Origin of the sequence: Halopseudomonas bauzanensis, from assembly GCF_900114735.1 — a bacterium.
GTDB classification, from domain to species: Bacteria; Pseudomonadota; Gammaproteobacteria; order Pseudomonadales; family Pseudomonadaceae; genus Halopseudomonas; species Halopseudomonas bauzanensis.
Map to the genome: position 1 here is coordinate 181,258 of NZ_FOUA01000001.1, position 15,462 is coordinate 196,719.

Below are 15,462 nucleotides of genomic sequence, written 5' to 3' on the forward strand. Positions count from 1 at the left end.
ACCAAGCCGCAACCATGACCCAGGATAACGATGATGCGGATGGCCTGGAGCTGTTCCGCCAGGCCATCCGGGGCGCCCGCCCCATCACTACCGACCGCGCCGACACCGGCAAGCCGCGCAGCGACCGCGCCCAGCTCCAGGCGCTGCGCCAACGCGCTGTGCAGCCACAGCAGCAGATCCGAGTGGATGGGCTGTCCGATCATTTCGTGATTGATGTCGCGCCCGAGGAAGAACTCGCCTGGACCGCCAATGGTGTGCAGGAAAGCCAACTGCGCAAGCTGAAGAGCGGACAGATCCCCTTTGATGGCAGTATCGATCTGCATGGCATGACCGTGGAGAAGGCCCGCGAACTGCTGTGGGAGTTCCTCGCCGAGGCCACCAAGCTGGAAGTGCGCTGCGTGCGTGTCACCCACGGCAAGGCCCAACGCAAGGACGGCCGCACCCCGATCCTCAAGAGCCACGTCAACACCTGGCTACGCCAGCACCCGAAAGTGCTCGGCTTCACCTCCTGCATCCCGCGTCACGGCGGCACCGGGTCGGTGTATGTACTACTGAAACGAGAAATGCTCGAAGGCCGCGACGACTGATTTCGCAGAGCACGGGTGGGAACGGCCTTGGCCGCGAAGCCTTCCACCGCCTTCGCGGCCAAGCCCGCTCCTACAAGTGGTTTTCCGCGAGCGGCGCTATAAAGACCGTCCGTCCTGCAGATAGCCGATCACCGCATCCCTATCTCCGGCAAACACGATCCGCTCTTCCTTGGCTTCACGTTGATAGGCATACATCGGGTCGTAGTAATCGCGTAGCAACCCTTCGATCCAGCCACGGTGGCCTTGAACATCATCGTTGCGTTGCTGCTGTTCCAGCGCCTGGCGCATCAGCTGATCCAGCGCCTGGAAATGCTCCGGACCCAGGCGCTTGCGGATGCGCAGCAGACTCCCCAGCAGGTACGCGGCAAACGCCTCGAAGGCCTGCTCCGGGCTCTGCGGATACTGCAGGGCAAATTCGGCCCGCATATCGATGACATAGTCGCCGAGAATGCGCGTCACCCGATTCTCCAGGCTATCATCCAGCCAGATCAGCGGCGCGGTCTGCATGGCGCGGAACAACTCCAATGGCACCGAACAACTGCCGACCATGCGGCCCTCGTCTTCCAGCACCAGAGTGCGTGCGCCCCGCTCGCGCACCCGCAACGCTTCAATCGCCAGGCGGTTCTCGAAGTCGATCTGCACTGGCTGGGGCGTGGCATGACGGCCGAAACTGGAGCCGCGATGATGGGCATGGCGCTCCAGATCAAGGCTGTTGTCGAGCGCTGTAATGATTTCGGTCTTGCCGGTACCGGTCAGGCCCGCCACCAGTTGCAGCGGGCAATCGCGCACCGCCTCATCCAGCGTGTCGATAAGAAACCGGCGCATGGCCTTGTAGCCCCCGATCACCCGCGGATATTCAACCCCTGCCTCTGCCAGCCACTGCTGTACCAACTGCGAGCGCAACCCGCCACGAAAGCAGTACAGGTAGCCATTGGGATTGGCCTCGGCAAAGGCTTTCCAACTGGCGATACGAGCCGCCTTGAGATCGCCCTTGACCAGCTTGTGGCCCAGCGCGATAGCCGCGTCCTGCCCATGCTCCTTGTAGCAGATGCCCACCCGGCGGCGTTCTTCGTCATCCATCAGCGGACGATTGAGCACACCGGGAAACGCCCCCTTGCCGAATTCGATCGGCGCACGCACATCCATCATCGGCACGTCGGTCAGAAACAGGCTGCGGTAATCATCGCTATTATCCCGCATCAGACAACCTCGACCCAGTGACCACCGCGGTGCTCCAGCAGCTCACCGATCGGTTGCAGGCTCAGCCCTTCCTCCCGGGCAACTGCCAGAAACGCCTCATCGACCGCAGGATCGACCGCGACCAGCAACCCGCCGCTGGTCTGCGGATCGCATAGCAGGTGACGCCACTGCTCCGGCATGTCTGCCAGCTTGTGACCATAGCTGGCGAAGTTGCGCCCGGTACCACCGGGTATGCAACCGGCAGCAAGATAATGCTCAACGCCGGCAATCCGCGGCACAGCGGACTCGGTAACGCGCGCCAGTACACCCGAGCCTTCGGCCATTTCCGCCAGATGGCCGAGCAGACCGAAGCCGGTGACATCAGTCATCGCCTGCACGCCGTCCAGCTGCGCGAAGCGCGCACCGATACGGTTGAGCTGGCACATCAGATCGCGGGCCACGCCGATATCTTCCTCACGCAACTTTTTCTGTTTTTCAGCAGTGGTGAGAATGCCGATACCCAGCGGCTTGGTCAGATATAACCGGGCGCCGGCACGGGCGGTGTCATTGCGTTTGAGTTGCTGGCGGGTGACCTGGCCGGTCACCGCCAGACCAAAGATCGGCTCGGGCGCATCGATGGAATGGCCACCGGCCAGGGGCATGCCGGCGTCGGCACAGACGGCGCGGGCACCGGCCATGACCTGGGCAGCCACCGCGGCCGGCAACACATTCACCGGCCAGCCGAGAATGGCGATGGCCATCAAGGGTGTACCGCCCATGGCGTAGATATCACTGATGGCATTGGTCGCGGCGATGCGTCCGAAGTCGTAGGCGTCATCGACAATCGGCATGAAGAAGTCGGTAGTGCTGACGATACCGCGCTCGTCATCGAGACCGAATACCGCAGCATCATCACGACTGCTGTTGCCCACCCAGAGCTGCGAATACGCAGGTGCCGGCTGGTTGCTGGCGAGGATTTCATCCAGCACCTGGGGGGAAATCTTGCAACCGCAGCCAGCCCCATGGCTGTATTCGGTCAAGCGCACTGTATCGGTCATGACTGCCTCCGCTGAAAACTCAGCGCGCATTCTACCAGCCCTCCAGCCAACTCGCTGGTCAAACCGGCGGCTTGCCCTGCTCGAACCGATCAAGCGTATCGCTGGCAATCATCCGGCCAAGCTCGATCAGTTCCGGTGCGCGCTGGAATTCAAAGAACTTGCACAGCCGTTTGGGCACGTCGAAGATCACATCCGGCGGATAGCCAGCGATCTTGTACTTGGTCAGCGAGGCCTGCATGGTTTCGAAGGACAGGTTGACCAGCTCCAGCATGCTGGCCGGCCCTATCGGGATGTCCGCGCGCACCGGCTTGGTCTCATCCTTCTGACGGTTTGCCGCCACCTCCGCGTCGCTCGGCTCCTCGCTGATATCCAGCGTGCCCTGCCGTTCACCCTCCTCCTCTTCACTGTTCCAGTGCAGCAGATTGCGCAGGCTCAATGAGTCCATCCACTGCTCCAACTGCTGCCGTATCGGTGCCGGCCGCTCGATGACCGGCAAGGTATAGCCATTGGTGTGGTTGGCATTGAGGTTGACCGCCATGATCAGATCGCAATGGGCGGAGACCACCGGGATGATCGGCAGCGGGTTCAGCAACCCGCCATCCACCAGCACGCGGCTGCCCTGGCGCACCGGTGAGAACAGACTGGGAATGGCCGCCGAGGCGCGCATGGCCTGCTGCAGACTACCTTGCTGAAACCACACTTCCTGCTGGTTGGTCAGGTCGGTGGCCACGGCCGTGAACGGAATGCGGAGTTCCTCAATATTCACATCACCGACGATTTCATGAATCCGGGAGAAGATCCGCTCGCCGCGGATAGCACCCAGATTGCCGAAACCGAAGTCCAGCAACCGCAGCACATCGAGATAGGCCAGCCCGGACACCCACTCACGGTACGCCTGGAGCCCACCGGCAGCATAGACGCCACCTATCACCGCCCCCATTGAACAGCCAGCGATACACTCGATCGAGTATCCACGCCGCTCGACTTCCTCGATGACACCAATATGGGCATACCCTCTGGCACCCCCACTACCAAGCACCAGCGCTACGCTTTGTGCCATATTTCATCATCTCCGTATTGAATCCCGATTGACGCCGGAGCGCTGTCTCAGCATGATGCCCCGCTCAGGAACCATTCTCTGTTACAAGGCCAGCCGTGATCCAGCCTCGCACTCGTTTCCGCTTGAAAATTGTTGCCGTCCTGCTCGTCATCGCCGTCGCCCTGACGACCCTTGGCCATTGGATATTGCACAGCGCCGAAGCACAGCGCAGCGGCACCTTACGCCTGAAAGGGCTGCAGCAGGAAGTGTCGGTTTACTTCGATGCCTGGGGCGTGCCCCACATCGATGCGCAGAACGATGAGGATGCCTACCGCGCCCTCGGCTACCTCCATGCGCAGGACCGCCTGTTCCAGATGGACATCCTGCGGCGTATCGGTGGCGGCCGCCTGGCTGAGCTGTTCGGCCAGGAAAGCTATGCCACCGACAAGTTCTTCCGCACCCTGGGTATCAGTCGTCACGCCCGCCAGTATGCAGCGCAGCTGGAACAGAATGCCGATCAACCCCATGTGAAGCTGATCAAGGCTTACCAGGACGGCATCAACCAATATATCGACCAGGGCCGCACGCCCGTGGAATACCGTGCGCTGCTGACCCAGCCGGACTATTTCTCCACCGCGGATATCGCCCATGTCATGGGCTACATGGCCTATTCCTTCGCCGAAGCCTTCCGCACCGACGCCCTGGTGGACCACGTGCGCGGCACGCTCGGCGAACGCCACGTGCAGGACCTAGTGCCGGGCGTCCCCCACGGCTTGCCGCCGCGCCCCTCCGGCAACCCGCTGACCGTCGAGCTGCTCCAGCCACTGCTCGACCAGGTCGCCCAGGTGCAGCAGCACCTGCCGGCCGGACAGTTCCAGGGCAGCAATGCCTGGGTCGTCAGGGGCGCCTTGAGCGCCAGCGGTCATCCACTGCTGGCCAACGATCCGCATATCGGCTTTGCCGTGCCAGCGGTGTGGTACGAAGCGCACATCCGCACGCCGCAACATGAGGTCTACGGCCACTTCCTCGCCGGCCTGCCTTTCCCGCTGCTCGGCCAGACCCGTCATCATGCCTGGGGCCTGACCATGCTGATGAACGATGAAATCGACTTCTACCGCGAACGGGTAAATCCGGACAACCCCGGCCAGGTGCGGGTCGGTGATCGCTGGCAGAACCTGACCGTGCATGAGGAAGTCATCAAGGTACGCGGCCAGGAAGATCGTCTGGTGCGCCTGCGCAGCTCACGCCACGGCCCCATCATCAACGATCATCTGGCCAGTGCAGCAGAAGACGGCAGTACGCCGCCGCAACCGGTAAGCCTGTTCTGGACCTTCCTGACCCCCGGCAGCGACTCCACCGAGGCCTTCTATCGTTATTCCCGCGCGACCAGCATGGCCGAGTTCGAGGCCGCAGCCGCACTGCACTGGTCGCCGGGGCTGAATGTCATCTACGCCGATGTCGACGACAATATCGCCATGTGGGCGACCGGCCGCCTGAAACGCTGGCCCAACAGCAACAACAGCTTCAGCCTGCTCGATGGCAGCAATCGCCGTGATGACTTCCTCGGCTATCAGCCCTTCAGCGCCAACCCCAGATTGATCAACCCCGCGTCCGGCTTCATCTACAGCGCCAACAACCCCTATCCGGAAAGCAGTGTGCGCCGTATCCTGCCGGGTTACTACGCACCCGCGGAACGGGCCGAGCGTCTGGCTGAATTGCTGAAAAGCCGGGACAAGCTCGACTTTTCCGTTTTCAAGGCCATGCAGCTGGACAGCCAGCGGCCCCATGCTGTGGCCATGGTTCAGGACGCCCTGCCATTATTTGACGGCGAGTTGCTGGAGCAGAATCTGCGACCCACAGCCGAGCAGGCCAAGCAGATTCTGACTGACTGGGATGGCCGCTTTACGCCGGACAGCGTCGGCGCCGTGCTGTTTCAGCGCTGGGAAGACAACCTGATGGAAGCACTGTTCGCCGATGAGCTGGGCGACCACTACCTGCACTTCCGCGACACCTTCATGGCCCGTAAAACCCTCGCCAGCCTGTACTGGAAACCCGCATCGCCCTGGTGGGACAACCGCCAGCAGCCGATCATGGACGGCCGCCAGTCCGCCATCGAACAAGCCTGGATCCGTACCATCGAAGGGCTGACGGAACAGCTAGGCATGGCACCCGAAGAGTGGACCTGGGGCACCGTCGCCAGCCTGCAGCACAAGCATCCGCTGGCAGACAAGATTCCCTTTGCCGGGCGACTCAACAGCGCTCGGGTAGAGGTCACCGGTACTGATGGCAGCATGAACAACATGGCTTTCAAGCGCGGCGGCGATCATTACGATGTGGAGGCAGGCCCCTCGACCCGCCGGCTGATCGACCTCGGCAACCTCGAGTCGGCATTGGGCATCAACCCTCTCGGCCAATCCGGCAACCCATTCGATCCCCATTACAACGACCAGGCGCAGCTATTCGCCCAGGGTAACTATCGCGCCCACCTGTTCGACTGGCTGGGTATTCGCGCCCTGCCCGACCGGCTCGTCTTGCGTCCCCGAGGTAAGTAAAGCGACTCGAAGATGAGGCCGGAACAGCTCTGTTCCGGCCCTGGCACCACGGTTTTGCCAACTGACTCACAACCCTGCTTACCCAAGGAAGCCTGGCCGGCCCCGGTCTGATATAACGGCGACTTTGTTCGTCAGACAAGGGAATACAGGATGTTCGCCCCGGCCAATACCGCGCACTTCACCCTCACCATTCCGCACCTGGAACACGACTTCAAGGTACTGGCTTTCCAGGGCACCGAAGCCATCAGCCAGCCTTATTGCTTTGAGCTGGACCTGGTCAGCGAACGGCCGGACCTGGATATCGAAGGGTTATTGCACCAGCCGGCATTTCTCAGTTACGCCGGCCCGGACCAAGGCGTGCACGGCCTGATCCACAGCGTCGCCCAAGGCGAATCCGGCAAACGCCTGACCCGCTATCGCATCACCCTGGTCCCTCGGCTGGCCTATCTGCAGCACGCCACCAACCAGCGCATCTTCCAGCACCGCACTGTGCCGCAGATCATCACCGAGGTGCTCAAGGGCCACGGCATCTTCACCGATTCATTCCGCTTCCAACTGCGCGAAGACGGCCCCGAGCGGATCTACTGCACCCAGTACAACGAAACCGACCTGCACTTTATCCAGCGTCTGTGCGAGGAAGAAGGGATTCACTATCACTTTCAGCACAGCCCCGAAGGCCATCAGCTGGTGTTCGGCGAAGACCAGACCGTCTTCCCCAAACTGACCCCGACCCGCTTCAACCAGGGCAGCGGCATGGTCGCCGACGAGCCGGTCATCAAACGCTTCAACCTGCGCCTGCAAACCCGCCCCAGCCACGTCAGCCGCCGCGACTACAACTTCGAAAAGCCGCGCCTGCTGATGGAAAGCAAAGCGCAAAGCGAAGCCCTGCCCACCCTGGAGGACTACGATTACCCCGGCCGCTTCCAAGACCGCGACCGCGGCAAACATCTCGCCACCAGAACCCTCGAAGCCCACCGCAGCGACTACCGTGTGGCGCAAGGCGACAGCGATCAGCCAACCCTGGTCAGCGGCCACTTTCTGGCTTTGACCGAACACCCAAGAGCAGACTGGAACGACCTCTGGCTGCTGACCTCTGTGACCCACGAAGGCAAACAGCCCCAAGTGTTGGAAGAATCGGTGACCAGCGCCACCAACCCCGGGGATGACTTCACCCAAGGCTACCGCAACACCTTCACTGCCACCCCTTGGGACGTGATCTTCAGGCCGCAACCCAATCACTCAAAACACCCCATCAACGGCACCCAAACCGCCGTCGTCACCGGCCCCGAAACCGAAGAAATCCACTGCGACGAATACGGCCGCGTCAAAGTCCAGTTCCACTGGGACCGCCAAGGCCAGGCCAACGACAAAACCAGTTGCTGGCTAAGAGTTGCCAGCAACTGGGCCGGCGACCGCTACGGCGGCATCGCCATTCCAAGAGTCGGCATGGAAGTGCTGGTCAGCTTTCTCGAAGGCGACCCCGACCAACCACTGATCACCGGCTGCTTGTACCACAAGACCCACCAGGTCCCGTACAGTCTGCCGGAGCACAAGACCCGCAGCGTCTTCAAAACCCTCAGCAGCCCCGGCGGCGACGGCTTCAACGAACTGCGTATCGAAGACAAGGCCGGTGAAGAACAGATCTTCATCCACGCCCAGCGCGACTGGGACCAGAAGATCCAGCACGATCAGCACATCCGCGTCGGCAACGAACGCCACGACCGCGTCGAAGCCAACAGCTACACCGAACTGCTGGCCGAAGAACACCGCACCACCCATGCCGACCGCAAAACCGAGCTCAAGGCCGATGACCACCTGACCGTCGCCAACAATCAACACATCAAACTCGGCACCGGCCACTTCATCGAAGCCGGCAACGAAATCCACTACTACGCCGGCACCAAACTGGTCATTGACGCCGGCATGGAACTGACCGCCAAAGCTGGCGGCAGCTTTCTCAAGATCGATCCAAGCGGGGTGTCGCTGGTGGGGCCGCAGGTGCAGATGAATTCGGGCGGGAGCGCGGGGATCGGGACAAAGGCCAAGCCGTTGTTGCCGGGAGAGGTTATGCCAGCCGATGCCGCTACGCCCGGGGCTTTGCTGGAACAGCGCCTGCAAGCGCCAAAGAATATTTGTGTGGAATGTTGGCTTAAGGCTCTGCATGAAAACCAACCGATGCTGACTGGAGAATAAAGATGCCCGAGCTTCATTTCGTCATCATCGAGCAGCCCGCAAATGCCGGTGAACAAAGGATATCGATACAAACTGAGTTTTCCTGTCTGCCATTGATGCAACAGAAGGATTTTCAACATCTCAGTCATGCAGGCCCCTGGCTGGTTGCGCTCGATGATGCCGCTTTCTCCCGACTCAATACCCCCCAGTCTGATTTTCAACAAGAAGCGGTAAAGGGATGGCTTACCAGCCACCTGCCAATCGAGCCATTGAGTCAACATCTCAGCGACGCTCTGGTGGCCCAAGGGCCGGATGGTCAGCATCTTCTGCTACGAAGCTACGCACCTTCGGTGCTGCCAGCCTTACATGCTCGCAAGGACTGCAGTTGGCACGCTGCTTTTTTCGGCCCGATCAACAGTTGGTGGCTGTTCAACGGAACCGAAGTTCAGCAGTATGAGGGCGGAGGTATGACTACCCTCCCGACATATCAACCAATAACACTGGATACCGAACTACTCTTGGCCCTCGCCATGGATAGGCAAGCTCTCGCCCTGCTGGGCGAACTACAGCGCAGCGCACCCCAGGTATTTGACTCAGACTGTCACGGTGACCGATTGCGGCAAGTCGAACAGGCTCTAGCTGCTGCCCGCAAAACAGAGCTTACCCATCCGGACGATCATAGCCTGTTTGCGATACTGTATTTACTTGAAGGACACCCACCCGATCATGCGCCAGACTGGCCCATAGTCATGCAAATGGTGTCGGACCAGAACATCGATTTTGAACATGCACTGACCACAGCGAGAGACTCTTTCCAAGCATGAATGTACTTAGAAAAAAATGGCGCAACCTGTCATCCCCCGTGCGCTGGACATTGATCACCCTGTTCTACCTGGCCCTGATTGGTGGTTATCTACTCTGGCAGTATCAACGCCCCGGAGGGGCCATGCTGTACAGCCACAATCATACGGATCGGCCGATATTCAGTTACTGGGTCAATGATATCTGGGGCGGTAACGCTTTCGCTAATGGAGGCGGCGGTGTGGTTTGCTGCTCTCGTATAGAGGGCGACACCCTGAAGGTAGTCTGGATTGTAAGCCTAACCAAAACCCAGAAGACACAAGGCTTGCAGGAAGAACGCCACGAAATGGATATCCCGAATCCGCCCCGGCTACGCCAGGATGACACTCTCCATGTGCATTTCCTACCAAACAATCAGGTGCGCCTTGCCTGGAACCGGAGTGCCAGCAGTCCTCTGAAACAAGAGCTGGATACCCTCTATCCGAGGAAACCTGATGACCAGTTGTGACAACTTACTACTTGCACAAGCAATAAGCTCACGTAGCCGGGTACCAGATAGCTTGTATCCCTCGTGTGGCAAAACACTTCATATTGGGTTCTTCTTCGACGGCTTTGCTCGACATCGCGAAAACGACCTATTAGATAACAAAGTCAGTAATGTAGCACGATTATTTCTAGCTCATAACGACCCTGAAAAGGATGATGAGCTCAATCTCTATCGCCGTGTTTATCTTTCAGGTCTGGGTACTGATTATGATGCCTCTCTTGGTGCTCGAGCTAAAGGTTCTGCTCATATAGCAGGATCAAAAACCATGGACATCCCAACCGATGTCGCTGGAGACCAAGCATGGCAAGGAGTAAAAGATAGCTGGAACGGCAATAGCGGATGGCAGCGTTTACGACGCCAGCTAGGTGATTTAAAACAAAACCCACTGAAAGGCCTCAAAATACTAAAAGACGCAGCAATTACTACAGCAGCCGAGGTAGTGGAGCCAATACGAGACTCTCGATGGGCTGCTTCGCTAATAAAAACCGGGGCGGGCACCCGTTTGCAGGGGGCCTTACTTGCGTTTGATAGAGAAGTTGCAGATGTAGAAATTAATAGCTCCATCCCTCTACGCACTATCAAGATATCAGTTTTCGGTTTTGATTTCGGCGCCACCTTGGCGCGTGCCTTCGTTCATGCTGTCTTTGAACGTAGCCAGAAACAAGGCAACGATCAATTCTACCGGCAGGCAAGAATTGAGGTTGTATTCGCTGGTCTGTTCGACGCAGTGGACCGTACTTCTGCTGAGATACCGCCACTGGAATTTTTCCTGCCGACCACTAATGTTCTTGATGACGGTGGACTGATCCATCCCGAGGTCAAAGCATTGCTACACTTGGTCGCCGCCCACGAGCGGCGCTTCTATCGCCGCGCGAGGTTGCTGGGCGATCAGCGGCGAGGTTGGCGGGAAGAACTCATGCCCGGTGTAAGCGAAGATATTGGCGGAGGTATTGCCCCCGGCGAGCAAAAACCCAGTAACGAGCTGGCATTGGTCAGCCTGCACCGGATGTACCGAGCAGCATATTCGGCTGGAGTTTCACTGCTTCCACTGCAAGAATTGGGTGAAAAAGATATCAACGTTGCAAAACTTTTTATTTTCAACGACAAAACCCCGAATCAACAGGGTGCTCAAAGCCTGACCGCCCGCTACCGCCGCCTATTGGGCCATCAAACACCCGGTCATGATGGCTTCCTTCTTAACATGCGCTATTACATACGCTGGCTGGCCAACATCTGGCACGCTTACAAGGCCGAATTGCAGCAACTGGATGACCGGGAGGAGTCCCTATATCAAAGCCAGTTTTCCGACTCATCCTGGCTTGCCAGAACGCTTGGCTTGGGTAGTGAAACAGCTCGGCAACGTGAAGTCAGACTGGAACAGACAAATGCTGTTCATCAACGTCGCGCGGAACTGCATGACCAGTTTCGCTGGTTGAGCGAAGTCGATGAAGAGGCGCGTGACATGCGAAACCGTTTACGCATATATCGCACAAGAGCTGCCGGCACGCGACAGCAACTTGAGGTTTGGTTGGTTCTACTTACAGAGTGGTTCGAGCCTTCACCGCTGGAACCAGAAATCGCAGATCTATTTGCCTTCTTTGTCCACGACCAACAGGTACTGAGTAACACGCAGCGTACCGCTCGTTGGTGGTCAGGAGAGAACTTCTTTGATATCCGCGGCTTTGATCGACCAAGGGGTAGCCTGTCCACAAATCAAGCTACTACTCAAAGCCAACATTCAGACAATAGCGCCGTGGCAGGATAGTAAGCCCTGGATGAGCCGGGCCTTGCATAGGCGCCCTCGGGCGCCATCGCAGCTAGGCGCCACTCCTACAATGGAGCCGCGCGGGCTACGAATAGAGATATGCCTGAACCCAAAGTGGTCTGGGGCGCTGATGGATCAGCGCTTTTCCAGTCGCACACCGTTCTCCGGTTCTGGTTCGCCGATTTCCAGGCGCTGCTGGCTGATGCCGCGGTCGAGCAGGCTTTGCACGAAGGCCGGGGCTTGGGCGCCGTCGACCTGAATACGCAGGCGGTTGTCTGAGCGCAGCATGCGGGCGGTCAGGTCAAGCCAGGCTTCGGTGATGGCGCTGTCGCTGTCTTCGGGCGTAATGCCGGATATCTTCAGTTCACCGTCAGCACGCAGTATCTTGCCCAGGGTCGCCGGGGTCGGATAGAGCATGTCGGTAACCGGCTGCTCCGGGGTCATCTGGTCCAGGTGCAGATAGACCTGGCGATTACCGCGGGTAATGGCGTAGAGGCTGATGAAACGCTGTGGTTCATCGTCCAGGCGCAGGGCGAGGTAGGACTGGTTTTCCTCGGGGCCATACAGGCGGGAATAGCCCAACACCTGATTGGCCCACAGGCTGCTGCTGCCACACTCTCTCCCCTCGCAGAAGAACAGGGTGGTGTGCGGATGTTCTTGCAATTGCTTGGCGGCGTGCGCCATGGCCTCCTTGGAGGTATGGCCTTCGGGAATCAGCCAGGATATGCGGAGCAGCTCACCTTCGGCCAACACCTCCCGCTCGGCCCGTACCTGATTGTTGATTCGGCGGATATTACCGATGACGACAGTATGTTCGACATCTTCCTGGATACGCTCCCGGGCCACTTCGGAACGCGGCAAAGGCTCGATGACGGGGGTCGCGGCCAAACTGGGCGGTACGAAGCCGCAGAATGCCAAGGTCAACAACAGCGGCCGCCAATCCTGGCGAACCTTCGATTGCAAATGCATCAATACTCCTATGAACAGACAGCCCCTGCGCGTATGTGGCGCCAGCGCCCGGTACCGATGGCCGCCTTTTTCAGAGCGGGTGTCATGGCAGCTTTGCCCAGCCACCTCCCGGGGTCAAGCAAGGGTTCGGAAAAAGCTGTTGATAATTGTTGCAACGGCGGGCGCCGGTTCCTCCAGATGCAGGTGATGTCCGCCGTCCAGGTGGTGGGTCTGGATGTGTTCGAAGCCTTCGATACGCTCGCGCAATTGCGGCCGCTTGGCCATCACTCCCTGGTTGGCCAGCACCAGACAGGTTGGCGTGCTTATCGCTTCGGCGAACGCCACCGCATGCTCGAACGTCAGCCGCATCGGCGAAGGCAGCATCAGTTGCGGATCAGAGCGCCAGGTCCAGCCGCCCTGCTCCGGCATCAAGCCACGTTCAACCAATCTGCTCGCCGCATCGCGAGAAATACTGAAAGTGCTGCCCATTATCCGCGCGGTAACCGCCTTGGAGGCGCTGTCATAGACCGGTTTACGCTTGCTCGCCAGCGCCTGGGTGGCCTTGAGAAAGCGCGCCATCTGCTGTGGTGCATCGGCCGCCTCACCGGTAACCGGCAGGATGCCATCGATCATGGCCGCGCCCAACAGGCGCTCCGGCACTGCCCCGGACAGGATGCAACTGATGATGCCGCCCATGGAATGCCCTAGCAGGGCGAACCGCTCCCACCCCAGGTCGTCAGCTACTTGCAGTACGGTCGCCGCCTGCTGCCAGAGGCTGTAACCGCCCGCCGGAAGGTGGTCTGACAGGCCATGACCGGGCAGGTCCAGGGCTACCAGATGGACATTGTCCAAGGCAGGGCCGATCAGATCGAAAGTGGCGGCGTTGTCCAGCCAACCGTGCAGCCCGATGACCGGCAAACCGCCCGGCTCTCCCCAAACCTTGCCGGCAACTTCGATCGACGGCAGGGTAAAACGTATCTCATGACTATCGCTCATGGATGTCCCGTAATTGATTGAATGATCGAGGTAATGGAATGTAAAGATGGGGCTGCGCCCGGGCAAGCAAGTGCCGGGGTCTGAATGCAGCCACATAAGAGGTACTTCAATCAGCCCAGACGACTGGCCTGCCCCGTACCGACCAATCGCCGAGTCGATCATGATAGCGGGCATAGATGACGCTGCGCCTGAGCTGCTGGGTGCCGGTGAGCATGCCATTGGCCGGGCTCCATTCCTCATCGAGGATTACCAGGCAACCCAGTTGCTCCGCCCGTGGCAGGGCTGCGTTCGTTGCCCGCAGCAATGCTTCCAGCTCTTGTTCGACTTCGTGCCGCGGAGCTGCGCGGGCCCGCTCCGTGAGCGTCAGCAGGCCGAGGGGCTGCGGCAAGCCGTCCCCGGCGACGCAGGCCTGCAGTATGAAGCCGTGGGCCAACAGGCGATGTTCCAGAGGCTGTGGCACGATCTTCCGGCCTTCGGCAGTGTGGAACAGGTCGTTTATGCGCCCGGTCAGGCGCAGGAAGCCGTCGGTGTCGATTTCGCCCCGATCCCCGGTATGCAAGAACCCCTCGGCATCAATCATCTGAGCCGTGCGTTCGGGGTCACGGTGATAGCCGAGCATGGTCGCGCGGCTGCGCACCAGCACCTCCCGCTCCTCACCCAGACGGCATTCGACCCCGGGATTGGGCAGCCCGCACCAGCCCGGACGCAGCCGCTCTGGCCGCCCGACGTGGGAGTAACCGCAGTTCTCGGTCAACCCATATAGCTGGAACAGCCGTACGCCAATGCGGTGATACCACTCCAGCAGCTCAGCCGGTGCGACATCGCCACCGGCTACGCCAAAACGCAGCTGGTCCAGTCCCAGCTGCTCAAGCATACCGGCGGCTAGACGCCTGCCCAACAGAGGAATTTTCAGTGCCGCATCGAGTACCCGATGCTGTGCCCGGCGCATGACGCCCTGGCGAATCTGGTGCCATGTCGTTGAGGTACCGAGAAACAGAGTTGGCCGGGCCCGCTGCAGGTCGTCGATGAAGGTTTCGCGGCTATGGGCGAAGTACACCGTCATGCCCGACAGCAGAGATTGCATCTCAATGAACTGTCGCTCCATTACCTGGGACAATGGCAGCCACGAAAGTACCCGGTCCTGGTCATTCACCAGGAACAGACGCAGGAAATTGTTGGCGGCAAATTGCATGCTGGCGAAACTGAGCATGCAGCCCTTGGGCACCCCGGTGGTGCCGGCGGTGTACATGATGGTGGCCAGCTCGGCAGGGTCGCGCGTTACGACCTGCGCCAGGGGCTCGCTGGACTGCTGCAGGCTCGACCAGTCAAGCATTTGCTCGTCAGGCTCGGCCAGCGGCATACCAACCCAGGGTATGCCGCTGGGCAGGCCCGGCCGCACCCGTTGCCAATCATCCAGCTTGCCGATGATGACGACCTTGGCCTCGCCATGCTCCAGCATCCGCCGGACGGCATCATCCGGCGTGGTCGGCGGCAGGGGCACGGAGATATGGCCAGCCATCCAGATGGCCAGATCACAGATGATCCAATGTGCGCAGTTTTTCGAGAGGATGGCAATGGTACTGCGCTCAGGCAGATTCAATTGCTGCAGCCAGCCAGCGAGGCGGCGCGCCTGATCAGCGCCCTGCCCCCAGGTCAATTCCTGTACCTGGCCGCCAGCCAATGGCTGGACTAGCCAGATCCGCTCCGGATGCAGCTGCGCCCGCTGGAAAAACGCGTCCAGTACCCGGACCTCCCCCGGTCCTGTCTGATTGTCCATGACCACTCCGCTGTACCGATGAATTGTGATTGTTATATGAC

At 59.9% G+C, this 15,462-nt stretch carries 12 protein-coding genes; 6 read left to right on the top strand and 6 right to left on the bottom strand.

Features of this window, described 5'->3' with window-relative positions:
* Positions 1–14 precede the first annotated feature (14 nt).
* Positions 15–587 carry a Smr/MutS family protein gene (locus tag BM267_RS00865; RefSeq protein ID WP_074778440.1) on the top strand — a complete coding sequence of 191 codons (573 nt, stop codon included), beginning with the start codon at positions 15–17 and terminating at the stop codon, positions 585–587.
* Positions 588–683: 96 nt separating this feature from the next.
* Here BM267_RS00865 and mnmH read toward each other — a convergent pair whose 3' ends face one another.
* The 3 genes from mnmH to BM267_RS00880 are packed head-to-tail and all read right to left on the bottom strand — an operon-like array spanning position 684 to position 3,884.
* Positions 684–1,787: a tRNA 2-selenouridine(34) synthase MnmH gene (gene mnmH / locus BM267_RS00870; protein ID WP_074778438.1), complete on the bottom strand. Its 1,104-nt coding sequence runs from the start codon at positions 1,785–1,787 to the stop codon at positions 684–686.
* The gene (selD, locus tag BM267_RS00875; protein ID WP_074778769.1) at positions 1,787–2,824 is read right to left on the bottom strand and encodes a selenide, water dikinase SelD; all 1,038 of its coding nucleotides are present in this window, start codon (positions 2,822–2,824) and stop codon (positions 1,787–1,789) included. Before selD ends, mnmH begins: the two co-directional genes overlap by 1 nt.
* Positions 2,825–2,882: 58 nt before the next feature.
* Positions 2,883–3,884 carry a patatin-like phospholipase family protein gene (locus tag BM267_RS00880; protein ID WP_036989570.1) on the bottom strand — a complete coding sequence of 334 codons (1,002 nt, stop codon included), beginning with the start codon at positions 3,882–3,884 and terminating at the stop codon, positions 2,883–2,885.
* A 122-nt stretch (positions 3,885–4,006) separates the two neighbouring features.
* Here BM267_RS00880 and BM267_RS00885 point away from each other — a divergent pair, with 122 nt between their 5' ends.
* From BM267_RS00885 to BM267_RS00905, 5 genes are all read left to right on the top strand, one after another.
* Positions 4,007–6,415 (top strand): penicillin acylase family protein, encoded by a 2,409-nt coding sequence (locus BM267_RS00885; protein ID WP_074778767.1) that lies wholly within the window; start codon positions 4,007–4,009, stop codon positions 6,413–6,415.
* Positions 6,416–6,565: 150 nt separating this feature from the next.
* Positions 6,566–8,608: a type VI secretion system Vgr family protein gene (locus tag BM267_RS00890; protein ID WP_074992192.1), complete on the top strand. Its 2,043-nt coding sequence runs from the start codon at positions 6,566–6,568 to the stop codon at positions 8,606–8,608.
* Positions 8,609–8,610: 2 nt separating this feature from the next.
* Positions 8,611–9,411 carry a DUF4123 domain-containing protein gene (locus BM267_RS00895; protein ID WP_074778436.1) on the top strand — a complete coding sequence of 267 codons (801 nt, stop codon included), beginning with the start codon at positions 8,611–8,613 and terminating at the stop codon, positions 9,409–9,411.
* Positions 9,408–9,896, top strand: coding sequence for a DUF3304 domain-containing protein (locus tag BM267_RS00900; RefSeq protein ID WP_074778434.1), 489 nt, complete (start codon positions 9,408–9,410; stop codon positions 9,894–9,896). The genes BM267_RS00895 and BM267_RS00900 overlap by 4 nt, the downstream gene beginning before the upstream one ends.
* Positions 9,883–11,700, top strand: coding sequence for a DUF2235 domain-containing protein (locus BM267_RS00905; protein WP_083392407.1), 1,818 nt, complete (start codon positions 9,883–9,885; stop codon positions 11,698–11,700). Before BM267_RS00900 ends, BM267_RS00905 begins: the two co-directional genes overlap by 14 nt.
* Before the next feature lie 135 nt (positions 11,701–11,835).
* Here BM267_RS00905 and BM267_RS00910 read toward each other — a convergent pair whose 3' ends face one another.
* From BM267_RS00910 to BM267_RS00920, 3 genes are all read right to left on the bottom strand, one after another.
* The gene (locus BM267_RS00910; protein WP_051610808.1) at positions 11,836–12,669 is read right to left on the bottom strand and encodes a DUF4892 domain-containing protein; all 834 of its coding nucleotides are present in this window, start codon (positions 12,667–12,669) and stop codon (positions 11,836–11,838) included.
* A gap of 114 nt (positions 12,670–12,783) precedes the next feature.
* Positions 12,784–13,644, bottom strand: coding sequence for an alpha/beta fold hydrolase (locus BM267_RS00915; RefSeq protein ID WP_074778430.1), 861 nt, complete (start codon positions 13,642–13,644; stop codon positions 12,784–12,786).
* Positions 13,645–13,750: 106 nt separating this feature from the next.
* Positions 13,751–15,421 carry an AMP-binding protein gene (locus BM267_RS00920; protein WP_074778429.1) on the bottom strand — a complete coding sequence of 557 codons (1,671 nt, stop codon included), beginning with the start codon at positions 15,419–15,421 and terminating at the stop codon, positions 13,751–13,753.
* Positions 15,422–15,462 lie beyond the last annotated feature (41 nt).